Consider the following 25,085-nt stretch of genomic DNA (forward strand, 5'->3'; position numbering starts at 1 on the left):
GAGGCGGAACGCAGTATGAAGGAAAAACGGCCGGCGGCAGCATTCCGCTGCCGCCGGCCGCGCAGGCGCCTTGAGGATCAGATCCTGGCCGTCGTCATCGCCGCGCTGCCCCAGGTGGTGCGCCAGCGGCCCTTCACCACCGTCAGGCCGACCAGCGCCAGCAAGGCCAGCGAGGCGAAGATGGTGAGGCCGAGCTGATAGCTGCCGGTCATCTGCTTGGAAAAGCCCAGGCTGGAGGCGAGATAGAAACCGCCGACGCCGCCGGCCATGCCGACTAAGCCCGTCATCACGCCGATCTCCTTGCGAAAGCGTTGCGGCACCAGCTGGAACACCGCGCCGTTGCCTGTGCCCAGCGCCAGCATCGCCAGCACGAACACCACCACGGCCATCGCCGCCGATGGCAGGCCGAAACTGGCGATGAACAGGAACAGCGCGGCCAGCAGGTACATGATGGACAGGGTCTTGATGCCGCCGATGCGGTCGGCCATGCGCCCGCCCAGCGGCCGCACCAGCGAACCGGCGAAGACGCAGGCAGCGGTGAAGTAGCCGGCGGTCACCGGCGACAGGCCGTACTGGCCGTTGAAGTAGATGGCCAGCGACGAGGCCAGCCCGGAAAAGCCGCCGAAGGTCACGCCATAGAAGAACATGAACCACCAGGCGTCCCTGTCCTTCAGCACATGCAGGTATTCCACAAGCGACTTCGGCGGCGGTGCAGACGGCGCATCCTTGGCAAAGATCAGGTAGACCGCCAGCGCCACGCCGAGCGGGATCAGGCACAGGCCGAACACGTTCTGCCAGCCGAAGGCCATCGCCAGCGCCGGCGCGAACAGGGCGGCGAAGGCGGTGCCGGAGTTGCCTGCGCCAGCAATGCCCAGCGCCGTGCCCTGGTGTTCGGGCGGATACCAGCGCGACGCCAGCGGCAGCGCCACCGCGAAGGCCGCGCCCGCCATGCCGAGCAGGATGCCCAGCGTCAGCATGCTGTGGTAGCTGTCGAGCTTGCCAAGCCAGGCCCAGGCCAGGCCGGCCAGCACCACCAGCTGGCCGATCAGGCCGGCCTTCTTGGGTTTCAGGTGGTCGACCAGCACGCCCATCACGATACGCAGCAGGGCGCCGGCCAGGAGCGGCGTAGCCACCATCAGGCCCTTCTGCGCCGCGGTCAGGCCGAGATCCTTCGATATCTGCACGGCCAGCGGACCGAGGATCACCCACACCATGAAGCTGAGATCGAAGTAGAAAAAGGCGGCCAGCAGGGTAGGGGTATGCCCGGCTTTCCAGAACGAGGTTTTTTGCATGATGCGTCCAATCGGCGTTGAGAAGGCGGGCTGCACCATGCAAGGGATATGCCAGTCGATTTTCGTGCATCGGCTTTTGTCTATGAAACGCCGATGCTGCCTCGGTGTGCGATGCACCATCAAACACAGGCTCGCGCACGCCTGCGGTGCGGTTTATGGGCCATTGCGGTGAATGGCAGTGCCGATCTGGCTGGCACCGGTCTTGCATCCTGCAGGCGCCATCAGGTGCTGAAATGGCTTTAATGGAGAAGCCATGGACAGGAAGGGGCTTTAATGAAGAAGCTGAAATTGGTCATGGTCGGCAACGGCATGGCAGGCGTGCGCACGCTCGAGGAACTGCTCAGGATCGCACCCGACATCTACGACATCACGGTATTCGGCGCCGAGCCCTATGCCAACTACAACCGCATCCTGCTCTCGCCGGTGCTGGCCGGCGAGCAGACCATACAGGACATCATGCTGAACGATGTCGACTGGTATGCGCAGAACAACATCACCCTGCATCTTGGCAAGAAGATCACGAAGATAGACCGCGCCCGCCGCATGGTGGTAGCCGAGGACGGCACGGTGGCCGAATACGACCGGCTGCTGCTGGCCACCGGCTCCACGCCCTTCATGCTGCCGGTGCCGGGGCGTGATCTCGCCGGCGTGATCTCCTACCGCGACATCCACGACACCAATGCAATGATCGCTGCGGCCGGCAAGCATACCCATGCGGTGGTGATCGGCGGCGGCCTCTTGGGCCTGGAAGCGGCCAATGGCCTCAAGCTGCGCGGCATGGATGTGACGGTGGTGCATCTGCCCGGCTGGCTGATGGAACGCCAGCTCGACCCGGTCGCCGGCAGGATGCTGCAGAAGTCGCTGGAAGACCGCGGCCTGAAATTCCTGCTGGAGAAGAACACCCGGGAACTGGTTGGCGATGAGAACGGCCATGTGCAGGCGATCCGCTTCACCGACGGCCTGGAAGCGCCGGCGCAGCTGGTGGTGATGGCCGTGGGCATACGCCCCAACACCGCGCTGGCCGAGGCCAGCGGCATCCACTGCAATCGCGGCATCGTGGTCAACGACACCATGCAGACCTATGACCCGCGCATTTATGCGGTGGGCGAATGCGTCAACCACCGCGGCACCGCCTATGGCCTGGTGGCGCCGCTGTTCGAGATGGCCAAGGTCGCGGCGAATCACCTGGCCAGCTTCGGCATCGGCCGCTACCAGGGCTCGGTCACATCCACCAAGCTCAAGGTCACCGGCATCGACCTGTTCTCGGCCGGCGAATTCATGGGTGGCGAGGGCACCGAGGAAATCGTGCTGTCGGACCCGCTCGGCGGCGTCTACAAGAAGCTGGTGATCAAGGACGACAAGCTGGTCGGCGCCTGCCTGTATGGCGACACGGTCGACGGCAGCTGGTACTTCAGGCTGCTGCGCGAAGGAAAGGACATCGGCGAGATCCGCGACAGCCTGATGTTCGGCGAAGCCAACACCGGACGGCCCGGCGACACCGGGCACGAGGGCTACACCCTGGCCGCGGCCATGCCCGACAGCGCCGAAGTCTGCGGCTGCAATGGCGTGTGCAAGGGCGCCATCGTCAGCGCGATCAAGGAAAAGGGCCTGTTCACGCTGGAAGACGTGCGCAAGCACACCAAGGCCTCGGCTTCCTGCGGTTCCTGCACCGGTCTGGTGGAGCAGATCATCATGTTCACCGCCGGCGGCGATTACTCGGCCGCCGCCAAGGCCAAGCCGATGTGCGGCTGCACCGACCACACCCACCAGGAAGCGCGCGACGCGATCCGCCAGAACAAGCTGCTGACCGTTGCCGACGTGATGCGCTTCATGGAATGGCGCACGCCCAACGGCTGCGCGAGCTGCCGCCCGGCGATCAACTACTACCTGATTTCGACCTGGCCGCATGAGGCCATCGACGATCCGCAGTCGCGCTTCATCAACGAGCGCTCGCATGCCAACATCCAGAAGGACGGCACCTATTCGGTGATCCCGCGCATGTGGGGCGGCGAGACCAGCGCGGCCGACCTGCGCCGCATTGCCGACGTGGTCGACAAGTATGCGATCCCCACCGTCAAGGTCACCGGCGGCCAGCGCATCGACCTGCTGGGCGTGAAGAAGGAAGACCTGCCGGCGGTGTGGAAAGACCTCGGCATGCCGTCCGGCCTGGCCTATGCGAAGGGCCTGCGCACGGTCAAGACCTGCGTCGGCTCCGAGTGGTGCCGCTTCGGCACCCAGAACTCGACGCTGCTCGGCCAGCAGATGGAAAAGGCGCTGGCGCGCATGTATTCGCCGCACAAGGTGAAGATCGCGGTGTCGGGCTGCCCGCGCAATTGCGCCGAGTCCGGCATCAAGGACGTCGGCGTGATCGGCGTCGATTCCGGCTGGGAGATCTATGTCGGCGGCAACGGCGGCATCAAGACCGAGGTCGCGCATTTCTTCGTCAAGTTGAAGACCCATGAGGAAGTGCTGGAATATGCCGGCGCCTTCCTGCAGCTCTACCGCGAGGAGGGCTGGTACCTGGAGCGCACCGTGCATTACCTGGCGCGGGTCGGCCTGGACCATGTGAAGAAGATGGTGCTGGAAGACCACGACGGTCGGCGCGCGCTGTATGAGCGGCTGCTGTTCTCGCTCGACGGCCTGCCCGACCCGTGGCATGAGTTTGACCGCGCCCAGGTCGATGCCCGCCAGTTCACGCCATTGACGGTGTGACCTTTACCGTACCGTAGCCATCAAAGGAAGCAGCATGTCGAATCAATGGAAAGCCGTCTGCAACGTCGCAGACATTCCCGTGCTTGGCGCACGGGTCGTCAAGCGGGCAACGCAGCCCGACGTGGCGATTTTCCGCAATAGCGAGGATGCCGTGTTCGCGCTGCTGGACCGCTGCCCGCATCGCGGCGGGCCGCTGTCGCAGGGCATCGTGTTCGGCGAGCGAGTCGCCTGCCCATTGCATAACTGGAGCATCGAGCTCCACTCCGGCTGCGCGGTAGCGCCGGACGAGGGGTGCACGCAGAAGTTCAGCGTGAAGGTGGAGGATGGCCAGGTGTACCTGGATATCGCGGAACTGAACGCGACGGTGGATGAAGCCGCATGAATGCATTCTCCCATCCCCCATTTGTACCTGCCGGTCTGAAGGAAACGAAAACCACCTGCTGCTACTGCGGCGTGGGCTGCGGCGTGATCGTGCAGAGCGACGGCCAGCAGGTGGTGGGCGTGCGCGGCGACCCGGACCATCCCGCCAATCTCGGCAAGCTGTGCACCAAGGGCAGCACGCTGCACCTGAGCGCCGATCCGCTGCTGCAGCAGCAGGCGCGGGCGCTGCATCCGGAACTTCGGGAGACGCGGGCGGAGGAACGGCGTCCCGCCTCGTGGCAAGAAACCGGGGACTTCCTGGCGCGGCGCATTGCCGACACCATCGCCCGCCATGGCCCCGACAGCATCGGCTTCTATATCTCAGGACAGCTGCTGACCGAGGACTATTACGTCTTCAACAAGCTGGCCAAGGGCCTGATCGGCACCAACAATGTCGACACCAATTCGCGTCTCTGCATGTCCAGCGCGGTGGCGGGCTACAAGCAGACACTGGGCGCGGACGCGCCGCCGGCCTGCTATGAAGACATCGACCATGCCGACCTGCTGTTCATTGCCGGCTCCAACACCGCGTATGCCCATCCCATCCTGTACCGCCGCATCGAGGAGGCGCGCCGCGTCAATCCCGGCCTGCGCATGATCGTGGCCGACCCGCGCCGCACCGACACCGCGCGCGACGCCGACCTGTTCCTGCAGATCCTGCCGGGTACCGACGTGGCGCTGTTCAACGGCCTGCTGCACATCTGCCTGTGGGAGGGCCTGGTCGATCAGGCCTTCATCGACAGCCATACCGAAGGATTCACCGAACTGAAGAACGCGGTGCGCGACTACACGCCCAGGCATGTGGCCGGCATCTGCGGCATCAGCGAGGAAGACCTGGGCAAGGCGGCGCGCTGGTTTGGCGAGGCCAAGGCCGCGCTGTCGCTGTATTGCCAGGGCCTGAACCAGTCGTCGTCGGGCACCGCCAAGAATGCGGCGCTGATCAACCTGCACCTGGCCACCGGCCAGATCGGCAAGCCCGGCGCCGGGCCGTTTTCCCTGACCGGCCAGCCCAATGCCATGGGCGGGCGCGAGGTCGGCGGCATGGCCAACCTGCTGTCCGGCCATCGCGACCTGGCCAATCCCGAACACCGCGCGGAAGTGGCCCGGCTGTGGGGCGTGGACGATGTGCCGGCCACGCCGGGCAAGACCGCGATCCCGATGTTCGAGGCGGTGCGCAGCGGCGAGATCAAGATCCTGTGGATCGCCTGCACCAACCCGGCCCAGTCGCTGCCCGACCAGAACCTGGTGCAGCAGGCGCTGCGGCATGCGGAGCTGGTGATCGTGCAGGAAGCCTATCGCTCCACCGCCACGGTGGCCTATGCCGACGTGCTGCTGCCGGCCACCACCTGGAGCGAGAAGGAAGGCACGGTCACCAATTCCGAGCGCCGCATCACCCGCTTCAAGCCGGTGCTGCCGCCGCCCGGCGAGGCCCGTCACGACTGGCGCATCGTGGTCGACGTGGCGCGCCGTCTTGAAATGCTGATGGGCCGGGAGCGCAGCCTGTTTTCGTATGAAAGCCCGGAAGCGATCTGGAACGAGCACCGCGAGACCACGCGCGGCCGCGACCTCGACATCACCGGCCTGTCCTATCGCATTCTGGAAGAACAGGGACCGCAGCAATGGCCGTTCCCGGAAGGCGCCGCCAGCGGCCGCAAGCGGCTGTATGAGGACGGCCGCTTTCCCACCGCCAGCGGCCGCGCCCGCTTCGTGGTCACGCCCTACAAGCCGGTGGCCGAGCCGGTCGATGCGCGTTATCCGTTCCGCATGACGACCGGCCGCCTGCGCGACCAGTGGCATGGCATGAGCCGCACCGGCACCGTGGCACAGTTGTTCTCGCATGCCGCCGAGCCGGCGGTGGTGCTGGCGCCGATCGACATGGAGCGCCGCCTGTTGAAGCAGGGCGACCTGGTGCATGTCACCAGCCGCCGCGGCTCGCAGCTGCTGCCGGTGGCGGGCGGCGACGACATGCGCAGCGGCCAGGCCTTTGTCGCGATGCACTGGGGCCAGGAATATGTGTCCGGCCGCAGCGCCGACGGCGGCGGCAGCCATGGCGTCAATGCGCTGACGCTGCCGGCGCTGGACCCGTACTCGTTCCAGCCTGAACTCAAGCATGCCGCGGTGAAGATACTGAAGGCCGAGCTGCCCTGGCGCTTCCTGGTGTTCGGCTGGGCCGCGCCGGCCGAAGTGCTGCGGCTGCAGGCCGCGCTGCGGCCCTACATGAAGCGCTTCGCCTACGCGTCCTGCACCCTGTTCGGGCGCGAACGGACCGGCGTGCTGTTCCGCGCGGCGGATGACTACCCGGCCGAGCCGGCGCTGATCGCCGAGATCGAGGCGCGCTTCGGCATCGAGGGTGCGCAGGTATTGCGCTACGACGACCGGCGGCGCGGCAATGCCCGCCATCTCCGGCTGGCCGAGGGTCGGCTGGAAGCGGTGTCGCTGGCCGGCGATATCGCCGCCGAGAGCTGGCTGCGCGAGTATCTCGACGGTGGGCAGCCAGTGGCCGCGCTGGGCCGGCTGCTGCTGTCGCCGTCCGCAACGGCGCCGCAGGGCTTCAAGGCACGGGGCCGCGTAGTCTGCAACTGCCACAACGTGGCCGAGTCGGAAATCGTCGATGCGCTGGCCGCGCAGGCGTCCGACACGCCGCAGGAAGCGCTGTGCAGCCTGCAGCAAAGGCTCAAGTGCGGCACCAGTTGCGGCTCCTGCGTGCCGGAGTTGAAGAAGATCATCCTGCATGAATCCATGGCCAGGGCGGAGGCTATCTGAAATCTGAAGCAAGTTTGAGCCACGCCTAATCTGCCGAACCCGCTGCTGGCCTGCGTAACCCAGGCCGTCCAACAGCGGAGGGAACATGGATAGCCGAAGTATTGCGTGCAAGCGCGCCCATGACGTCAATGCCGATGGCATGGATGTCAACGAAGCATCGCCCAAGGTCGGGCAGACCAAGCGACGCCGCATCGACGAGCCGGGCCAGGCCGGGCCGCCGGTGCTGACATCGCTGCATCCCGATGGCGCCGAGGCGCCCGGTCCGTTGATGGCGCTCCCGATGGAACTGCTGGGCGAGATCGTCGACTGGCTGAGCGAAGAGCATTTGTCCTGCCTTGTCAGGACATCCAGACCAATGTACAGCGCCGTGCAGTGCCTGCAGCTTGCGTTGCCGGCTTGCTATCGGGAAGGCAGATTGCCACTGCAGGCAAGGCAGCAGCGGGTCATGACGTCGGTCAACCTGCTGGAGCGTCAGGCGCTGGAATGGAAAGATCGCCTGGAGAGTATGCGTGGCGTCTTTGTTGCGCCTTCCCAGCCCCGTGGGCTGATCAGAAACTATGCACGCGGGCTGGGCGAGCGTTACCGGCATGTCAGCGTCTTCCTCGATGAGCCCGGCCTGAGCCAGATTGCCGCCGGCCTGATTGCCAGCAATGGTTGGCGGCACCTGGAAATGGTGGCATGTACCTCGGCGTCGGGCCAGATCGCCTGCTTTCTCCACCTGATTGTTGCTGGCCTCAAGAGCCAGCCGCCTGCGGAACGGCGTCAACTCAGCCTGCAGATCAACGCCGCTCTGGAGCCTTTGGTCATTGAGAAACTGACGGCTACCCTGTCGACCCTGCTGGAAAGCGACACCCCGATGGATGTTACGGGTATCCAGATCAAGGCCTCAATGGTGTCGCCGCTTGCACAATTCCTGCGTGTCAATCCGTGCCTGCAACGCCTGTCGCTTGACCTTCGGGACGATACGACAGGCGACTGCGCAAGCCAGGTGCTGGGCCTGCTGGAAGAGTGCGCCGCCCAGCCTGGCGGCCTGATCCTGCAGGGCCTGAGCGCCGGCATGGACTATGCGAGGCTTGCCGCTCTGATACGTGCCAGGCCTTCCATCAAGTCGCTTTGCCTGGCAGGAAAAATACCGGAGGAGACACCGGGCTACCCGTTGCTGGCCAGCCTGCTCCATCCAGGCTCCCTGACCAAGCTGGGCCTTTCCCAACTGACCCTGCAGGCCGAACATCTGGCCGGCCTGGCGCAGAAGCTTGCCGCGCAAACCGGCTTGCATACGCTGAAGTTCCGGTGCTGCGCTTTCCCCGACGGCATAGAACCGTTGATCCAGGGTCTTGCCGCGAACCGCTCCATCGTCCGCATGGAACTGGTCGACTGCACCATTGCAGGCAACGCCGGGAGCAGCAGGGTACAGAAAGAGGTGCTGAGGGCATTGCGAAACAATGCCGTGATCCGGCAACTCGAGATCGGCTATCGCGATCTGCAGAGTTTTCAGGCCGAGATGGTAGAGCTGCAGCGGGCTAGTCCACAGCTGAAGGTGATCCGCTATGCGCCTTTCAGAGGAGGCGTCAGCGTCCCACCGCAGTCCTGAGTCCCGTCTGCCCACAGGACCTGGGCAGCCGATCAGGGTCGCGCGCAGGGCAGCCGGCATAGTAAGCTTGCGGCCATGAATACTGAAACTACTTCCTTTCCCGCCGCCCGCTTCATCAAGGAGATCGGCCGCGGCAAAAAAGGCGCGCGCAGCCTGTCGCGCGACGATGCCCGCGATCTGTACGCCGCCATGCTGGACGGCCGCGTTTCCGACCTCGAAATGGGCGGCCTGATGCTGGCCATGCGCATCAAGGGCGAATCGGTCGATGAAATCGCCGGCTTCCTGGATGCCGGCGAAGCGTCGTTCGAGCCGCTTGCCGTCCCCGCCGCCGCCTTCGCGCCCATCGTGATCCCCAGCTATAACGGATCACGCCAGATGCCCAATCTCACGCCGCTGCTGGCGCTGCTGCTGGCCCGCGCCGGCGCGCCGGTGCTGATCCATGGCGTGGTGACGGATCCGGGCCGGGTCACCACCGCCGAGATCCTGCATGAACTGCAGATCGCGCCGGCCAGCAGCCCGGCGCAGGCCGCCGCGCTGTTTGCGCAGGGCCTGCCGGCCTTCATGCCGGTCGATGCGCTGGCGCAGAAAATGGCGCATCTGCTGTCATTGCGGCGCGTGCTGGGCGTGCGCAACTCGACCCATACGCTGGTCAAGATCATGCAGCCTTTTGCCGGCGCGGCGCTGCGGCTGGTGTCCTATACCCATCCGGAATACCTGACCATGCTGAGCGAGTACTTGAGCCATGCCGCGCCGGTGGGCAAGGGGGACGCATTCCTGATGCGCGGCACCGAAGGCGAAACCGTGGCCAATGCCAAGCGGGCGCAGCAGATCGAATGGTTTCATGACCATGAGCGCACTACGCTGGTGCAAAGGCAGGCCCCGGTCGATGAAATGCCGCCGCTGCCTGCCCAAAGTGATGCAGCCACGACCGCTGCATGGATCAGGGCAGCGCTGGAGGGAAGGGAGCCGGTGCCGGCGCCCATTGCCGAGCAGGTGGAACACTGCTTGCATGTAGCGAGGCTGTTACAGCAAAAGCAGGGTAGGCATGATGAACGCAGCATCGAAGGCAGGTAGCACAGGCAAGGTATTTCTGGTCGGCGCCGGTCCCGGCGACCCCGAACTGCTCACCATCAAGGCCGCCAGGGCCATCGCCGCAGCCGACGTGGTGCTGCTGGACGACCTGGTCAACCGTGACGTGCTGCAGCATGCGCGGCCCGGGGTGCGCATCGTCGAGGTCGGCAAGCGCGGCGGCTGCCAGTCCACGCCGCAGGAATTCATCGAGCGGCTGCTGGTGGCCGAGGCGCGCGCCGGCCACCGCGTGGTGCGCCTGAAAGGGGGCGACCCGTTCATCTTCGGCCGTGGCGGCGAGGAATGCGCCACGCTGCGCGCCGCCGGCATCGAGGTCGAGGTCGTCAACGGCATCAGCAGCGGACTGGCCGCGCCCTCTGCCATCGGCGTGCCGCTGACGCACCGTGCCTACAGCCAGGGCGCCATCTTCATCACCGGCCATGGCAAGACCGAGCACGACAATCCCGACTGGGCCACGCTGGCCCGGCTGGACCTGACGCTGGTGATCTACATGGGCGTGGCCCGCTGCGCGGAGATCCAGGCAGCCCTGCTGGCTGGCGGCAAGCCTGCCGACACGCCGGTGGCGGTGGTGCGCTCGGCCACCGGCGCCGCCCAGGCCCAGCTCATCACCACGCTGGGCGCGTTGCCCACGGCGCTTGCGGCTTCCGGCCTGGGCAGCCCCAGCATCATCGTCATCGGCGACGTGGTGCGCTGCGCCGCCGGCGCGTCGCTGGAGCAAGCGATCGCGGCCTAGGAGCACGCCCGCTCACGCCGGCAGACCAATGCCGCTACAATCGCGGCTTCGTTTTCTGAAGTCCTGCCATGTCCCAGCATTTTGATGTCGCGGTAATCGGCGCCGGCGCGGCCGGCATGATGTGCGCCAGCGTCGCCGGCCAGCGCGGCAAGCGGGTGGTGCTGATCGACCACGCTACCCGACTGGCGGAAAAAATCCGCATCTCCGGCGGCGGCCGCTGCAATTTCACCAATATCGACGCCGGTCCGCAGAATTTCCTGTCGGAGAACCCGCATTTCTGCCGCAGCGCGCTGTCGCGCTACACGCCGCAGGATTTTCTCGGCCTGATGAAGCGCCATGGCATCGCCTGGCATGAGAAGCACAAGGGCCAGTTGTTCTGCGATCGTTCCGCCGAGGACATCATCGCCATGCTCAAGGCCGAGTGCGACGCCGGCGGCGTGGCATGGCGCATGCCCACCAAAGTGCAGTCGCTGCGCAGGGAAGGCGAGGACTTCGTCATTGCCACCGAAGGCGGCGAACTGCGCGCCGGATCGGTGGTGATCGCCACCGGCGGCCTGTCGATCCCGAAAATCGGCGCCACCGACTTTGCATTCCGGATCGCCCGCCAGTTCGACATTCCCCTGATCGAGCCGCGCCCGGCGCTGGTGCCGCTGACCTTCGACCTGGCCGCCTGGCAGCCCTTCGTGCCGCTGGCCGGCATTGCGCTGCCGGTCGACATCGAAACCGGCGCAAAGAAAACCCGCATGCAGTTCCGCGAAGACCTTCTCTTTACCCATCGCGGCCTGTCCGGCCCGGCGGTGCTGCAGATTTCCAGTTTCTGGAAAGACGCGGCGACGCTGTCGCTGAACCTGCTGCCGGAAGTCGATGTCGGCGATGAACTGCTGCGCGACAAGGGCGCCATCCGCAAGAACCTGGTGAACCATCTGTCGCAGTGGCTGCCGTCGCGGCTGGCCGAAGGCCTGCTGACGGCGAACGGCTTCGATCCCGCCGCCCGCCCGGCCGACATGCCGGACAAGCAGCTGCGCCGGCTGGGCGACACCCTGAACCGCTGGACCATCACGCCCGACGGCTCGGAAGGCTACCGCAAGGCCGAAGTCACCCGCGGCGGCGTCGATACCCGCGCGCTGTCGCAGCAAAGCATGATGGTCAACGCGGTGCCCGGCCTGTATTTCGTCGGCGAGGCGGTCGACGTTACCGGCTGGCTGGGCGGATACAACTTCCAGTGGGCATGGGCCTCCGGCGTCGCTGCCGGGAAAGCAATTTAAATCGCACAAACACCTTCCTTTTGAAAAAAAGGGCTGTTATACTCGCCGTCTTCCCATTCCAAACCTTTGGTTTTTGTACATGACCACTATTCGCCTTAAAGAAAACGAGCCGTTCGAAGTCGCTATGCGTCGCTTCAAGCGCACCATTGAGAAAACCGGCCTGTTGACCGAACTGCGGGCGCGCGAGTTTTATGAGAAGCCGACCGCTGAGCGCAAGCGCAAGCTGGCCGCTGCAGTGAAGCGCCACTACAAGCGCATCCGCAGCCAGCAATTGCCGAAAAAACTGTACTGATTACCCGCCGCACACGCTGCGGTTGAGGTGGCAACCCGCTCCGGAAAGTCCGCAGCGGGTTTTGGCATTTATTGATCCGCTCGCCGGATCGTTGAAAAGGATCATCATGGGCCTGAAGGAAAAAATCACCGAGGACATGAAGGCGGCCATGCGCGCCAAGGATGCCCAGCGCCTTGGCGCCATCCGCCTGCTGACTGCCGCCATCAAGCAGAAGGAAGTCGACGAGCGCATCGAGCTCGACGACGCCCAGGTGCAGACCATCATCGACAAGATGATCAAGCAGCGCCGCGACTCCATCAGCCAGTTCGAAGCAGGCGGCCGCCAGGACCTGGCCGATGCCGAGAAGAGCGAGCTGGCAGTGCTGTCGGCCTACATGCCGGCCGCCCTGTCGGAAGCGGAAGTCCAGGCCGAGGTTGCCGCGGCAGTGGCCGCCACCGGCGCCGCCGGCCCGCAGGACATGGGCAAGGTGATGGCCGTGCTCAAGCCGAAACTGGCTGGACGCGCCGACATGACGGCCGTTTCCGCCCAGGTGAAATCGGCTCTTGCCAATCGCTGATAACGGCCGGCCTGCGGCTGTGATGCCGTCGTGATTCCGCAATCCTTCATCCAGGACCTGCTCGCCCGCGTCGACATCGTCGACGTGGTGGGCCGCTTCGTCCAGCTGAAAAAGGGCGGCGCCAACTACATGGGCCTGTGCCCATTCCATAACGAAAAATCCCCGAGCTTCACCGTCAGCCCGACCAAGCAGTTCTACCACTGCTTCGGCTGCGGCGCCCATGGCACCTCGATCGGCTTCCTGATGGAATATTCCGGCCTCGGCTATGTCGAGGCCATCAAGGAACTGGCGCAGAACGCCGGCATGACGGTGCCGGAAGACGAAAGTCGGGTGCCGTCGGCCAGGCGCGCCGAGGCCCAGGCGAAGAGCCTGGCGCTGTCGGAGGCGATGTCGCGCGCATCCGACTTCTACCGCCAGCAACTGCGCACCGCGCCGCAAGCCATTGCCTATCTGCAAAAACGCGGCTTGACCGGCGAGATTGCCGCCCGCTTTGCGATGGGCTATGCGCCCGCCGGCTGGGACAGCCTGCGCGCCGCCTTTCCCGACTATGCCGATCCGGCGCTGGTGGAAGCCGGCCTGGTGATCGACCGGGCCGCGGAAGAGGGCGGTGCGCCGCACAAGCGTTACGACCGTTTTCGTGATCGCATCATGTTCCCCATCCGCAACACCAAGGGCCAGGTGATCGCCTTTGGTGGCCGTGTCATGGACAGTGGCGAACCGAAATACTTGAATTCGCCCGAGACGCCCCTATTTCAGAAAGGCAGCGAGCTATACGGTTTGTTCGAGGCGCGGCAAGCGATCCGGGAAGCCGGATATGTACTGGTCACTGAGGGATATATGGATGTTGTGGCACTGGCCCAGCTTGGATTTCCACAGGCAGTGGCGACCCTGGGTACTGCCTGTACACCGGTTCATGTGCAGAAACTGCTGCGTCAGACCGACCATGTCGTGTTCAGCTTCGACGGCGACGCCGCCGGCCGGCGCGCTGCCCGCCGCGCACTGGACGCTTGCCTGGTCCACGCCGGCGACAGCAAGAGCATGCGGTTCCTGTTTCTGCCGGCCAGCCACGACCCCGACAGCTATATCCGCGAACACGGCGCCGAGGCATTCGAGGAACTGGTGCGTGAAGCGATGCCGCTATCGCAGTTCCTGATCGGCGAAGTCAGCGCCGAAGGCGAACTCCACACCGCCGAGGGTCGCGCGAAGGCGCAGTTCCATGCCAAACCGATGCTGCAGGCAATGCCGCCGTCGTCCTTGCGCCTGCAACTGGTACGCAGCCTGGCCAACCTGACGCAAACCACGCCGGCCGAGATCGAAGCGCTGTTTGAACTGAGCAATCCGGTGGCTGTCGCGCCGCAACGCGCGGCGCCGCCCCGTGCCGGCAGCCGTTCGGCGCCGGAAGGGCTGGAAAAGAAGGTGATCCGGTTGCTGATCGCCCAGCCGGTACTGGCCGCCGAGATGGACCAGTCATCGCTGCAAGCGCTGGCCCAGGTATCGCCCGACAGTGGTGCGCTGCTGTCGCAGCTGATCTCCGAGGCGCGGGCCATGGGCGACCAGGCCAATTTCGCCGGGCTGGCAGAGCGCCTGCGCGCCGCCGGCCCGGAGTTCGACGCACTGATCAGCGTGATTGCGGCCGATACCGAATATGATGTCGAAAGCGCAAGAGCGGAACTGGCCGGCGCGGTACGGCAGACACGGTTGAAGCAGTTGAATGCAGAAATGGAAAGGCTGGCAGCCGGCGCCATGACTCCCGAATCGCATGCGCGTTACCGCCAGTTAATGACGGAACGCGAGGAGTTGAAGCAGCAGGCGGCAGCCGAGGCGAAATTGCGCTGAAATTGGCAATGTTGCTTGTGCGATAGTATGCTATGTTATTATTTAAAGCTTTTTATTCAAGATCTTAGGCGTTTTGTAGGTCCGGTTTCAGCAGTTCATGAAATACCATAGCGCTGCACTTTTGCGCGATACGCAATCAATCTGATGTAGGGCGCAAGTCCGCAAACTGTTGGTTTTGATTCCATGGCGAACGCAATGAAGAAACCCGTGAAACACCAGGCGGCCCCGGCAACCGAGGCCCAGACAGCGCCGGGCACACCGGCGGACAAGGTCGGCGCCAGCGCGCCGAAAGCGGTTTCCCGTGCAGCCACGGTGTCTACCGCCAGCACATCATCCCCAGCAAAACGAGCATCCACTCCCAGGCCTGAAACAGCGACGGCCAAGCCAGGCAAGGCAAGCCGGCAAGTGGAAAAATCTTCATCCAAAGCGGCCATAGAGCCGGCTTCTGCGCAATTGAAAGCTCCCGTGACAACCAAGAAAACCGAATCCAAAGCTGCCGGAAAGACCGCCAAGCCGGCAGCGCCTGTCGAGACCAGGCAAGAGACATCCGTAACCCCGGCCATGGGCGCTGTCAGCCAGACCACAGACGCGGCGACGCTCGCCGCGATCGATACCTCCGGCTACGTGCTCCCGAGCGTGAAGGTGCCCGGCCGTCGCGGCCGCAAGCCCAAGGACTTCCAGCCCGAGAACGAGGAAGTCGCGGCATTGAATGCGGTCGAGCGCGCCGAACTGAAGGCGGCCGACAAGGCCAAGGCACGCGACCGCAAGGCCAAGGAAAAGGCGCTGTTGAAAGATGCGTTCTCGTCCGACACCGAGGCGAGCGAGGAAGAACTCGAGCGGCGCCGGCAAAAGCTCAAGACCCTGATCAAGCTCGGCAAGGAGCGCGGTTTCCTGACCTATTCGGAAATCAACGACCACCTGCCGGAAAACATCGTCGACCCGGAAGCGATCGAAGGCATCATCGGCACCTTCAACGACATGGGCATCGCGGTCTACGAGCACGCGCCGGACGCGGAGCAACTGCTGCTGTCCGACAGCGTCGCCTCGGCCGCCAGCGACGACGACGCCGAAGCCGCCGCCGAGGCGGCGCTGTCGACGGTCGATTCCGACTTTGGCCGCACCACCGACCCGGTGCGCATGTACATGCGCGAGATGGGTTCGGTCGAGCTGCTGACACGGGAAGGCGAGATCGAGATCGCCAAGCGCATCGAGGACGGCCTGAAGGACATGATCCAGGCGATTTCCGCCTGCCCGACCACGATCTCCGAAATTCTTGCCGCCGCCGACCGGATTTCCAAGGACGAGACCAAGATCGACGAAATGGTGGATGGCCTGGTCGACGAGAACCAGACCGAAGCGGCGCCCGCGCCGGCTGTCGTTGCCGCTGATGCCGATGACGAAGACGAGGAAGAGGGCGACGAGGAAGAGGACGAGGAAGAAGAGGAAACCGGCACCGCCGCCGGCGCCGCGGGCTTCTCGGCCGAGCAGCTCGAGCAGCTCAAGCGCGACGCGCTGGGCAAGTTCGGCGTGATTGCCGAGCAGTTCGACAACATGCGCAAGGCGTTCGAGAAGGAAGGGTACAACTCCAAGGCCTACGTCCGCGCGCAGGAAGCCATTTCCAACGAGCTGCTGGGCATTCGGTTTACTGCCAAGGTGGTCGAGAAGCTGTGCGACACGCTGCGCGGCCAGGTCGATGAAGTGCGCCACATCGAGAAGCAGATCCTGGACGTGGCCGTCAACAAGTGCGGCATGCCGCGCAACCATTTCATCAAGGTCTTCCCGGGCAATGAAACCAACCTGGACTGGATCGATGGCGAGGTCGCTGGCAATCATCCCTACAGCGTGGTCCTGGGCCGCAATGTGCCCACCATCAAGGAGCTGCAGCAGAAGCTGATCGACCTGCAGGCCCGCGTGGTGCTGCCGCTGCCCGACCTGCGCAACATCAACAAGAAAATGGCCGCCGGCGAAATGAAGGCGCGCAAGGCCAAGCGTGAAATGACCGAGGCCAACCTGCGCCTGGTGATCTCGATTGCGAAGAAGTACACCAACCGCGGCCTGCAATTCCTGGACCTGATCCAGGAAGGCAATATCGGTCTGATGAAAGCGGTGGACAAGTTCGAGTACCGTCGCGGCTACAAGTTTTCGACCTATGCCACCTGGTGGATACGCCAGGCCATCACCAGGTCGATCGCGGACCAGGCGCGCACGATTCGCATCCCGGTGCACATGATCGAAACCATCAACAAGATGAACCGGATCTCGCGCCAGATCCTGCAGGAAACCGGTGCGGAGCCGGATCCGGCGACGCTGGCGGTCAAGATGGAAATGCCAGAAGACAAGATCCGCAAGATCATGAAGATCGCCAAGGAGCCGATCTCGATGGAAACCCCGATCGGCGACGATGACGACTCGCATCTGGGCGATTTCATCGAGGACAACAACACGCTGGCGCCTTCCGACGCGGCACTGCACGCGTCCATGCGCGGCGTGGTGAAGGACGTTCTGGACTCGCTGACGCCACGTGAAGCCAAGGTGCTGCGGATGCGTTTTGGCATCGAGATGTCGACCGACCACACCCTGGAGGAAGTGGGCAAACAGTTCGATGTCACCCGCGAGCGGATCCGCCAGATAGAAGCCAAGGCCCTGAGAAAACTGCGTCATCCGTCGCGTTCGGACAAGCTGAAGAGTTTCCTCGAAGGCAGTTAATCCACCACACTTTTCGTTGTACAATGCTGCCGGCCCTGACCAAGGGCCGTGCAGTTTTGGCAAGCCAGGCTTGCCGCCCAATTGGGCCTCTAGCTCATGCTTGGTTAGAGCAGCGGACTCATAATCCGTTGGTGCCGTGTTCGACTCACGGGAGGCCCACCAATAAAAACAAAGGCTTACGCGGAAAATTCGCGTAAGCCTTTTCAGTTTCTGGTCCATTTCTGGTCCATCCTACGGTAACAAAAGCCACTTATTTTTTTGCCGACTCGGTATTCCAAGCGCAAATTCTAAAAGCATAAGAAAAATGCCATACAAAGATCCTGAGAAACAAAGAGAAGCAGCCCGAAAGCACGCTCAGAAGAAAAAATTGGCAAATCCACCATGGCATGCCGCGATATCCAGAGAACGGAAAGCTGTGCGCAACAAGAAGCGGGAGATAGTGAGTCAAATTAAAAGAGATTTGGGATGCTTACTCTGTGACGAGTCAGACCCAAATAACTTGCAATTTCATCACGTAGTCCCAAAGATGAAGGATAAAACAATATCAGGACTGCTAGCAAGCAGGGCTAAAATGCTAACAATCCTGAAAGAGATCGACAAATGCGTGTGCGTATGCGCTGCGTGTCATAAGAATCTTGGTGAGAGAGTCGACATTTTTGTCGCATCAGCTCAACGAGAGCCTTGGTTTCGGGACTGGGGGGTGGAGGAATCACTTGAATGGGCACGGCTTCATCCTCAAAGGAAGCTTGGAAAAAAATCACCAACCAATGTAATTAACGCGGTAATACGAAATTCTCAAATTCAAGATGTCGATCGATTCAATCAAGCTACAAAAATCGATGAAAAGTGATACTTGAAATTAGTGGTGCCAACGGTATTCAGAAGTAGAAGGCGCACAGCTTCTCGACTAAAAGTGAGAAGCTTGCTTTTTATTCGGTTTTGGATAGTTTGGTCATTGTTTGTCTCTCCATCTAACCTGCACTTACCTCAGATCTGCGCACCTAACTGTGGTGGTGCCTTCGGTGGCTTTGAGCCAGCGTGATAGGTTGCATCGAACACCATATCCGTCAGCCAGCGTTTGAAATTAGAGTTATCGCTGAACTGCTTGAACAGCTCCGTGTGATCGGCAATCAACTCCAACACCACGCGATTCAGTGCCTTGTCGTGTTCGAGCTTCGCATTCTGCTTGTCGGAATTGGCCTGCGCGTTTTTGTAGGCCTTGTCTTGCGCCACACGCGCCGGAATCTCCTCAGTGATGACTTTACGAATCTTATCGCCGTCTTTCCACTCGATGTTGCCGAACATATCGTTGAAGGCCATGATGATGTTCGACAGCTTGTCGATATCGGGCGTGCCGCCACCACCGCCACCGCCGGGCGGGAGAGGTTCGATGGAGGCATCTGCATCGTCCATCGACATCTTCAGTGACGCCTGCGCTTCTACCCGATAGCTGTCCATATCGATTGCTTCCAGTACTCCCTTGGACAGGTCTTCCTCTTTGGGGGCCGGAAGTTTCGGGATCAGAAAGTTCAGGAAGATCGCCAGCTTCTCCCAAGCCGGGTGGCCGTAAGCCAGAATCGCCGCGAGGAAGCCGTAACTCCGCACGAAGGCCTTGGCCTTGCCCTTGAACTCGACTTGATCGTCTTCATTCAGGTTACCGATGTACTCGGCAACGCAGGCATCGAGAATGGGGTCGAGCTTGTCCCGGTCTGCGCCGGTGACGTAGAGCGCCACAAAGTCCTCGACCTGCTGCCAGCTGTATACCTGCTTTGCATCCAAATCATTCTTCAGGTCGTGCAGCTTGTTGGGGTCTGTTTCGCCGGTCTGGATTGTGGCGCGGTAGTAGTCCTGGAAGGCTGCCTTTACCGCCTCTGCGTTGTCGGCAAAGTCCAGCACGAAGGTATCGCGCTTTTGTGGGTGCGCCCGGTTCAGGCGTGACAGCGTTTGCACCGCCAGCACGCCAGCCAGCGGCTTGTCCACGTACATCGTGTGTAGCAGGGGTTCGTCAAAGCCGGTAACGAACTTGTTGGCGACGATCAGGAAGCGATATGGGTCTTGCTTGAGCTTGGACGGAATGTCCTTACTCGGGAAGACATTGAGATCGGCCTCGGTCCTCTTCACACCGCCAATTTCAAAATCGCCCGAGTACGCCACGATAGCCTTATACGGGCTTTTGATCGTGGCGAGGTAGTCCGACACCTCCCGGTAGTAGTCGATAGCCCGTGCGATGCCGTTGCAGACGATCATCGCACGCGCCTTACCGCCGATCTTCTGCTTGCCCGCCACCTGCGCCACGAAGTGATCGACCATAATCTCGGCCTTCTTGCGGATGGCTTTGTCGTGGGATTCGACATAGTGACGGATTTTCTTCAGTGCCTTGGCCTTGTCGAAGTCTGGGTCTTCCTCCACCGTTTTGGCGACGTGGTAGAAGCTGTCCACCGACGTGTAATTCGCAATCACGTCGAGGATGAAGCCCTCCTGGATCGCCTGTTTGGTCGTGTAGGTCAGTTCCTCCGGCGAACGGTAGTGTGCTTCGCCACCTTCCACGTAGCGCTCGCCGAACAACTCCAGGGTCCGGTTTTTCGGTGTGGCCGTAAACGCGAAGTAGCTGGCGTTCGGCAGCATCTTGCGCGACTCGATCAGCTTGTTGATGGCGTCCTCGACGGATTGGTCGTCATCCTCATCGCTACCAGCTGCGCCCGACAGGGCCATGTGCATCTTGGCGGTAGTCTTGCCACCCTGGCTGGAATGCGCTTCGTCGATCAGGAGTGCGAACTTCTTGCTGCCGAGATCGCCCAGCTCATCGAGGATGAATGGGAACTTCTGTACCGTTGTCACGATAATCTTCTTGCCTTTGCGCAGGAAGGTGCGCAACTCGGATGCATCCTCCGAGTGGCCGAAGATCGACGCAACGTGGTCGTAGCTCTTGATGGTGCGGGCAATCTGGGTATCCAGCGCGCGCCGGTCGGTGATGACGATGACGGAATCGAATTGGGCCAACATCGCATCGGCAGTGGTCTTAAGTTCGACCAATTGGTGTGCCAGCCACGCAATGGTATTGCTCTTGCCGCTGCCTGCTGAGTGCTGGATCAAGTAGCGCTTACCGACGCCGCCCTCGCGGGAGCGGCGCAGCAAGGCGCGGACGGTGCGCAGTTGGTGAAAACGCGGGAATACCTGTTTCCGTCGTTTCTTGCCTTTTTCGTCTTCCTCTTCCACCACCTGAGTAAAGTTCTCAATAATGTTGGCCAGCGAGTCCTTCTGCAGCACCTGCTTCCACAGGTAGTCTGTTTTCAGGCCGTGCGGGTTAGGCGGGTTGCCAGCGCCGCTGTTCCAGCCTTGGTTGAATGGCAGGAACCACGAGGTCTTACCGGTGAGGTGCGGGCAAAACTGCACCTCGGCATCGTCCACCGCCATATGCGCCACGCAGCGCCCGAGCTGGAACAACAACTCGTTCGGGTTGCGGTCGGTCTGGTACTGTGTGATGGCGTCAGCCACGGTTTGCTTGGTCAGCGAGTTCTTTAACTCAAAGGTCAGCACAGGCAGGCCGTTGATAAAGATCACCATGTCCAGCGAGCGCTGCGACTCGTCGTTGCTGTAGTGCAGCTGTCTGGTGACGCTGAAGATGTTCTTGCCGAAGTTCTCTGCGGCGCTGACGTTACCCGGCGTTGGCAGCAGCTTATACAGGTCGACGTGCGCGGGGCCGTGGCTGACACCTTTGCGCAGCACATCCACCACGCCGCGCTTAGCGATCTCCCCCTGGATACGGTGCAGGAACTGCGTGCGCTTGATGCCTTCATTTGTCAGTTCCAGCGCGGTGACGACTGTGGGCTGCGTGGCCTGCAGAAACGCCAGCAACTGCACCACGTCCACCGCCACGTCGCGGTTGTAATCGGAGGACTGGCCCTGCACATAGCCGCCGCCGGTGCAGAGGTCGTGGACGATCAGGGATTCCAGCCCCTTCTCACTGGTGTCAGTTGTCGTCATCGTCTTCTTCCCCATCGGTATCAATTTCTTCGTCGCCACCCAGTGCTATCAGGTCTTCCTCGGCCACCACATCGTCCGGGCTCGGCGCCCAGCCACGCACGTCTACTTGGCCAGTGACGACGTCGGTAATCTGCCGGTCGCGGTACTCGCGGATCAGCTTGATCTCGGTCAGCGCCTGCTCAATAGCTTGATCAAGGGGCGCACTTTCGGTCTTAATGTGGGCAAGGATCGCCCGTTGCTCTTCTAACGTCGAAGGCATCACAACAGGGAATCGGCCAAGCACGCTCTCAGCAATCGCTGGGTAGGCAATGCCGATTGAATTGGCAGTGACCCGATTGACGAAGCCAGTGCTTTGAATCACATAGCCGAGATATTCGGGCTCAACCTCGTGTCCGGGCGTCAGCACCGCGAAGCCAGTGGAAGCGATCAGATCGTCGGCCTCTTCGTTGACGTACCAGATGGCTTTCAGGTACGTGCGAACAGTCGAGATAATCGTGTCGCCACGCCGGAGCACCCTACGCGCCCGCGACGGTGCGTTTGCAAAACGGAGTCGTTCGAGTTCCTTTGCCAATCGCCCGGTCTTCACAGACCCTATGTCGAGGTAACGAAACTCGAAATCCGGATCGGTCTTTTCTCCCAAGGTGCTCTCATTCAGGCGAACCCATCGCTTGAGGGGTTTAATCAACCAATGCTTGGGCACATCGCCCAGCCATTCGATACCGGAAGGCTTCAAAGCGACCATGGCATTCAACCCGCGCGTCACGGCGTGATCGATGATGCGCAGCTTCTGCTCGTTGATCAGGCCGATGAGGTCGCGCTTGGCCTTGATGAAGCGGGCGATGTGAGCATCCTGCGCCCGCAGGTAGGCGACGATCTGGTCTTGCTCGGGGCGAGGCGGTTGCAGCAGCGCGATGTCGAGAAACTGGTTCGGATACAGACGAAGGCGGGAAGATCGGATGCCGGTTGAGCGCCCGATGTATTCGGCAACGTAGGCGCGGGTGCGCAGCAGATAGTCAAGATATGCCGGATTGAAGCTGTCGGCGTGGTGCGGGCGGTACACGCCGTAGGCCGGGCTGATGATGCCCGCGTGCCGGCTTGCACCAAGCGCCGCCATCCACGCCCACAGCGTGTTGATTACGATGTCGCCGGGGCGACACAGCTTGGAGCCAACATAGCTCGCAGCCTTGAACATGGTGACGTTTTTCTGGCTGCGCGGCGTGACGCCTGTCAGGTGGGAAACGGAGAGCAACTCTTCTTGTCCGGTCTTAGAGCGCTCGTCCACTTCGCGGAAGAAGGTCTTGGCCCGTTGTTCGTTCCAATGTTCGGGCACGGGCGGCAGCCAGCGCATGCGGGCCGTGCGGTAGCCTGGATAGGCGTTCGGCGCTTTCATCATTCTGCCCCCACGATCTTGTGCAGTAAGCCTTCGGTCTGCTGCTCCAGCTTGAGGATGTCTGCGCGAATCTCTTCCAGAGTGCGCAGTGGGGTCGGCTTGTAGAAGTAGCGCGCAAACGAGATCTCATAGCCGATCTTGGTGGCGTCCATCGCGATCCAGGCATCCGGCGCGTGAGGTAGCACTTCGCGCACGAAGAAGGGCTCGATACCGCCGACTTCCTTGAGTGGTACCTGCTCGGTGTCGCGCAGGTCAGTATCGGCTTCGTACTCGACCATGAAGCGATCCTCACCCTCGGTTTCTAGGTATGCACCGTCGTAGCCCGGCTCGAAATGCTCGCCCACCTTGAGCTTGCTGCGCTTGGCGACAACGGGCGGCGCCGTTTCGTCGCGCCAGCTTACCGCTTTGTAGATAGCCTTTTTCTCAGGCGCACCTAGCTTTTTGTTGTGCGCCTTCATCACGGCGTCGAAGCGCGCACGGAACTCGTTGTGGTCGTCGAACACGCCTTCACCAAGTTCGTGCTGTGCGAGCTTGGCCAGTTCCACCAGGGTCTTGTCGCGCAGCCATGTCGTGGGGTCGAGCAGCTTCTTGCGCCGTTTCTCCGGAACAACTTTTTTGGTGGTTTTGACGTCTTCGTCATCCGACTCGTCGTCGGCATCCTCGTCGCCGTCATCACCCTTGAGCCATGCCTCGATCTCAGGCTTGAGCTTGGCGAAATCCGTGTACAGCTTGTCGCTGTACTTTGTGTAGATTTCGCTGCGCAGTGCTTCGTCGCTCGTGGCAAAGCGCAGACTTTCGATGGCGCTGCGCTTGAGCTGGCTCTTGAGGCGCAGCGGACGCTCGACCGTGATCTTCCAGTAGCCAAAGTCGGCGTTATCGAACCACTTGCACTCCGGCGTTGCTTTCGCGGCTTCCGTATCGGCGGGCGGCTGGCAAAGGTAATGCTTCAGGATGCGTTCAATGTCCGCGTCCGCCATTTCGCAGTTCTTCTTGCCGAGGTTGCGCCGAAGTGGCCAGAACCACTGCGAGGCGTCGATCAGCTGGACTTTGCCGCGCCGGTGTGCGGGCTTCTTGTTGGCCAGCACCCAGATGTACGTGGCAATGCCCGTGTTGTAGAAAATATTGAGTGGCAGGGCGATGATGGCCTCGAGCCAGTCATTCTCCAGCACCCACCGGCGAACATTGCTTTCGCCCTGGCCCGCGTCGCCGGTGAACAGAGCGGAGCCGTTATGCACCAGCGCGATGCGACTGCCGAGCGGCGTGTTGTGCTTCATCTTCTGCAGCTTGTTCACCAGGAACATGAGCTGCCCGTCGCTGGAACGGGTAATAAGCTTGAACTCGGCATCACCGCCGTGACTGACGATGAACCGTGGATCGTTAAACCCCTTCTTGCCGCCCATCCGGTCAAGGTCGGTCTTCCAACTTTTGCCGTAAGGCGGGTTAGAGATCATAAAGTCGAACTCGCGAGACCAGAACTGGTCGGCCGACAATGTGGACTTATCCGCGCCGCCGACAATGTTCTCTGCCTCGTCGCCTTCACCCTTGAGCAACAGGTCTGCTTTGCAGATGGCATAGGTTTCGGGATTGATTTCCTGTCCAAACAGGTGAATCGAAACTTCCTTGTCGTGGCTTGCTGCAAGTTCGTGCAGCGCCTCTTCGGCCACCGTCAGCATGCCGCCCGTGCCACAGCTGCCGTCGTACAGCAGGTAGGTGCCGGACTGGATTTGGTCGGCCACCGGCAGGAACAGCAACTTGGCCATCAGCTTCACCACGTCGCGTGGCGTGAAGTGTTCGCCAGCCTCTTCGTTGTTCTCTTCGTTGAAACGGCGGATCAGTTCTTCGAACACCGTGCCCATGCCGTGATTGTCCAGTGCGGGCAGCTTGATCCGGCCATCAGCCTCCTTGACCGGCAGCGGAGAGAGATTGACTTCGGAGTCGAGGAAGTCTTCGATAAGGTAGCCGAGGACGTGAGCATCGACCAGCGTTTGAATCTGGTCGCGGAATTTGAACTTGGTCAGGATTTCCTGGACGTTGGGCGAGAAGCCGTCGAGGTAGTCGATGAAGTCGTCGCGCAGTCGCTGGCCCGCGCTGCTGGCCTTGAGCTTTTCCAGCGTGAAATCGGAAGTGTTGTAGAACGCCTGCCCAGCAGCCATGCGCAGTGCGCCGTCTTGCTCGGCCACTTTGTGCGTGTCAAGAAACTTCTTGCGCTCGAGCACCGCCTGCTTGGTCAACTCTAGCACGGCGTCGAGTCGACGCAGCACTGTGAAGGGAAGAATCACGTCACGGTATTTGCCGCGCACATACACATCGCGCAGTCGGTCATCGGCGATGTTCCAAATGAAGTCGGCAATCCACTTCAGCTGGCTCTGATCTTGGGCCAACTTGGCTTTGGTTGTAGGAGGATTTTTGGTCATATTTTGTCGAAACTTCTGTAATTTTTATTCCTAGTTTTATTG

General features: G+C 62.1%; 17 protein-coding genes and 1 tRNA gene. 13 read left to right on the plus strand and 5 right to left on the minus strand.

What is annotated here, in order from left to right:
- Nucleotides 1-77 precede the first annotated feature (77 nt).
- Nucleotides 78-1,292 (minus strand): nitrate/nitrite transporter, encoded by a 1,215-nt coding sequence (locus ABC383_RS17555; protein WP_413015492.1) that lies wholly within the window; start codon nucleotides 1,290-1,292, stop codon nucleotides 78-80.
- Nucleotides 1,293-1,565: 273 nt separating this feature from the next.
- Here ABC383_RS17555 and nirB point away from each other — a divergent pair, with 273 nt between their 5' ends.
- The 10 genes from nirB (at nucleotide 1,566) to dnaG (ending at nucleotide 14,549) form a co-directional block, all read left to right on the plus strand.
- Nucleotides 1,566-4,004 (plus strand): nitrite reductase large subunit NirB, encoded by a 2,439-nt coding sequence (nirB, locus tag ABC383_RS17560; protein ID WP_413015494.1) that lies wholly within the window; start codon nucleotides 1,566-1,568, stop codon nucleotides 4,002-4,004.
- A gap of 34 nt (nucleotides 4,005-4,038) precedes the next feature.
- Nucleotides 4,039-4,386 (plus strand): nitrite reductase small subunit NirD, encoded by a 348-nt coding sequence (gene nirD / locus ABC383_RS17565; protein ID WP_413015496.1) that lies wholly within the window; start codon nucleotides 4,039-4,041, stop codon nucleotides 4,384-4,386.
- A complete protein-coding gene (locus ABC383_RS17570) occupies nucleotides 4,383-7,187 on the plus strand; it encodes a nitrate reductase (RefSeq protein ID WP_413015498.1) in 2,805 nt (934 codons plus the stop codon). Before nirD ends, ABC383_RS17570 begins: the two co-directional genes overlap by 4 nt.
- An 85-nt stretch (nucleotides 7,188-7,272) precedes the next feature.
- Nucleotides 7,273-8,778, plus strand: coding sequence for a leucine-rich repeat domain-containing protein (locus tag ABC383_RS17575; RefSeq protein ID WP_413015500.1), 1,506 nt, complete (start codon nucleotides 7,273-7,275; stop codon nucleotides 8,776-8,778).
- 75 nt (nucleotides 8,779-8,853) lie between these two features.
- On the plus strand, nucleotides 8,854-9,852 hold the full coding sequence (ybiB, locus tag ABC383_RS17580) for a DNA-binding protein YbiB (RefSeq protein ID WP_413015501.1): 999 nt from the start codon (nucleotides 8,854-8,856) through the stop codon (nucleotides 9,850-9,852).
- Nucleotides 9,827-10,600 (plus strand): uroporphyrinogen-III C-methyltransferase, encoded by a 774-nt coding sequence (cobA, locus tag ABC383_RS17585; protein WP_413016415.1) that lies wholly within the window; start codon nucleotides 9,827-9,829, stop codon nucleotides 10,598-10,600. The genes ybiB and cobA overlap by 26 nt, the downstream gene beginning before the upstream one ends.
- 68 nt (nucleotides 10,601-10,668) lie before the next feature.
- Nucleotides 10,669-11,865, plus strand: a complete 1,197-nt coding sequence (locus ABC383_RS17590) for a BaiN/RdsA family NAD(P)/FAD-dependent oxidoreductase (RefSeq protein WP_413015503.1) — start codon at nucleotides 10,669-10,671, stop codon at nucleotides 11,863-11,865.
- Between the two features lie 79 nt (nucleotides 11,866-11,944).
- The gene (gene rpsU / locus ABC383_RS17595; RefSeq protein WP_005665410.1) at nucleotides 11,945-12,157 is read left to right on the plus strand and encodes a 30S ribosomal protein S21; all 213 of its coding nucleotides are present in this window, start codon (nucleotides 11,945-11,947) and stop codon (nucleotides 12,155-12,157) included.
- Nucleotides 12,158-12,263: 106 nt separating this feature from the next.
- Complete coding sequence (locus ABC383_RS17600) at nucleotides 12,264-12,713, plus strand: GatB/YqeY domain-containing protein (RefSeq protein WP_413016417.1); 450 nt, start codon at nucleotides 12,264-12,266, stop codon at nucleotides 12,711-12,713.
- Nucleotides 12,714-12,743: 30 nt separating this feature from the next.
- Complete coding sequence (dnaG, locus tag ABC383_RS17605; RefSeq protein WP_413015507.1) at nucleotides 12,744-14,549, plus strand: DNA primase; 1,806 nt, start codon at nucleotides 12,744-12,746, stop codon at nucleotides 14,547-14,549.
- Nucleotides 14,550-14,644: 95 nt separating this feature from the next.
- Here the strand turns inward: dnaG and ABC383_RS17610 are convergent, their stop codons facing one another.
- On the minus strand, nucleotides 14,645-14,983 hold the full coding sequence (locus ABC383_RS17610) for a hypothetical protein (RefSeq protein WP_413015508.1): 339 nt from the start codon (nucleotides 14,981-14,983) through the stop codon (nucleotides 14,645-14,647).
- A 31-nt stretch (nucleotides 14,984-15,014) separates the two neighbouring features.
- Between ABC383_RS17610 and rpoD the strand changes: the two genes are divergently transcribed.
- The 3 genes from rpoD to ABC383_RS17625 all read left to right on the plus strand — a co-directional run bounded on the left by rpoD (nucleotide 15,015) and on the right by ABC383_RS17625 (nucleotide 18,105).
- The gene (gene rpoD / locus ABC383_RS17615; protein ID WP_413015510.1) at nucleotides 15,015-17,255 is read left to right on the plus strand and encodes an RNA polymerase sigma factor RpoD; all 2,241 of its coding nucleotides are present in this window, start codon (nucleotides 15,015-15,017) and stop codon (nucleotides 17,253-17,255) included.
- A gap of 83 nt (nucleotides 17,256-17,338) precedes the next feature.
- Nucleotides 17,339-17,417, plus strand: a tRNA-Ile gene (locus ABC383_RS17620).
- Between the two features lie 142 nt (nucleotides 17,418-17,559).
- Nucleotides 17,560-18,105, plus strand: a complete 546-nt coding sequence (locus tag ABC383_RS17625) for a hypothetical protein (RefSeq protein WP_413015512.1) — start codon at nucleotides 17,560-17,562, stop codon at nucleotides 18,103-18,105.
- Between the two features lie 137 nt (nucleotides 18,106-18,242).
- Here ABC383_RS17625 and ABC383_RS17630 read toward each other — a convergent pair whose 3' ends face one another.
- Genes ABC383_RS17630 through ABC383_RS17640 form a run of 3 tightly spaced genes read right to left on the minus strand, consistent with a single transcriptional unit; the run spans nucleotide 18,243 to nucleotide 25,043 of the window.
- Entirely contained in the window at nucleotides 18,243-21,239 is a 2,997-nt protein-coding gene (locus ABC383_RS17630; RefSeq protein WP_413015514.1) for a type I restriction endonuclease subunit R, read from the minus strand.
- Entirely contained in the window at nucleotides 21,226-22,632 is a 1,407-nt protein-coding gene (locus ABC383_RS17635) for a restriction endonuclease subunit S (protein ID WP_413015516.1), read from the minus strand. The genes ABC383_RS17630 and ABC383_RS17635 overlap by 14 nt, the downstream gene beginning before the upstream one ends.
- On the minus strand, nucleotides 22,629-25,043 hold the full coding sequence (locus ABC383_RS17640; protein ID WP_413015518.1) for a type I restriction-modification system subunit M: 2,415 nt from the start codon (nucleotides 25,041-25,043) through the stop codon (nucleotides 22,629-22,631). Before ABC383_RS17640 ends, ABC383_RS17635 begins: the two co-directional genes overlap by 4 nt.
- Nucleotides 25,044-25,085: the final 42 nt, after the last annotated feature.

Origin of the sequence: Noviherbaspirillum phoenicis, from assembly GCF_047237965.1 — a bacterium.
Classification (GTDB): domain Bacteria; phylum Pseudomonadota; class Gammaproteobacteria; order Burkholderiales; family Burkholderiaceae_D; genus Noviherbaspirillum_A.

Bases quoted from the DNA above. Each gene is read 5' to 3' on its own strand.
- ABC383_RS17555 (WP_413015492.1), bottom strand. From the start codon at position 1,292: ATGCAAAAAACCTCGTTCTGGAAAGCCGGGCATACCCCTACCCTGCTG.
- nirB (WP_413015494.1), top strand. From the start codon at position 1,566: ATGAAGAAGCTGAAATTGGTCATGGTCGGCAACGGCATGGCAGGCGTG.
- nirD (WP_413015496.1), top strand. From the start codon at position 4,039: ATGTCGAATCAATGGAAAGCCGTCTGCAACGTCGCAGACATTCCCGTG.
- ABC383_RS17570 (WP_413015498.1), top strand. From the start codon at position 4,383: ATGAATGCATTCTCCCATCCCCCATTTGTACCTGCCGGTCTGAAGGAA.
- ABC383_RS17575 (WP_413015500.1), top strand. From the start codon at position 7,273: ATGGATAGCCGAAGTATTGCGTGCAAGCGCGCCCATGACGTCAATGCC.
- ybiB (WP_413015501.1), top strand. From the start codon at position 8,854: ATGAATACTGAAACTACTTCCTTTCCCGCCGCCCGCTTCATCAAGGAG.
- cobA (WP_413016415.1), top strand. From the start codon at position 9,827: ATGAACGCAGCATCGAAGGCAGGTAGCACAGGCAAGGTATTTCTGGTC.
- ABC383_RS17590 (WP_413015503.1), top strand. From the start codon at position 10,669: ATGTCCCAGCATTTTGATGTCGCGGTAATCGGCGCCGGCGCGGCCGGC.
- rpsU (WP_005665410.1), top strand. From the start codon at position 11,945: ATGACCACTATTCGCCTTAAAGAAAACGAGCCGTTCGAAGTCGCTATG.
- ABC383_RS17600 (WP_413016417.1), top strand. From the start codon at position 12,264: ATGGGCCTGAAGGAAAAAATCACCGAGGACATGAAGGCGGCCATGCGC.
- ABC383_RS17610 (WP_413015508.1), bottom strand. From the start codon at position 14,983: ATGGCCGCTTTGGATGAAGATTTTTCCACTTGCCGGCTTGCCTTGCCT.
- ABC383_RS17625 (WP_413015512.1), top strand. From the start codon at position 17,560: ATGCCATACAAAGATCCTGAGAAACAAAGAGAAGCAGCCCGAAAGCAC.
- ABC383_RS17630 (WP_413015514.1), bottom strand. From the start codon at position 21,239: ATGACGACAACTGACACCAGTGAGAAGGGGCTGGAATCCCTGATCGTC.
- ABC383_RS17635 (WP_413015516.1), bottom strand. From the start codon at position 22,632: ATGATGAAAGCGCCGAACGCCTATCCAGGCTACCGCACGGCCCGCATG.
- ABC383_RS17640 (WP_413015518.1), bottom strand. From the start codon at position 25,043: ATGACCAAAAATCCTCCTACAACCAAAGCCAAGTTGGCCCAAGATCAG.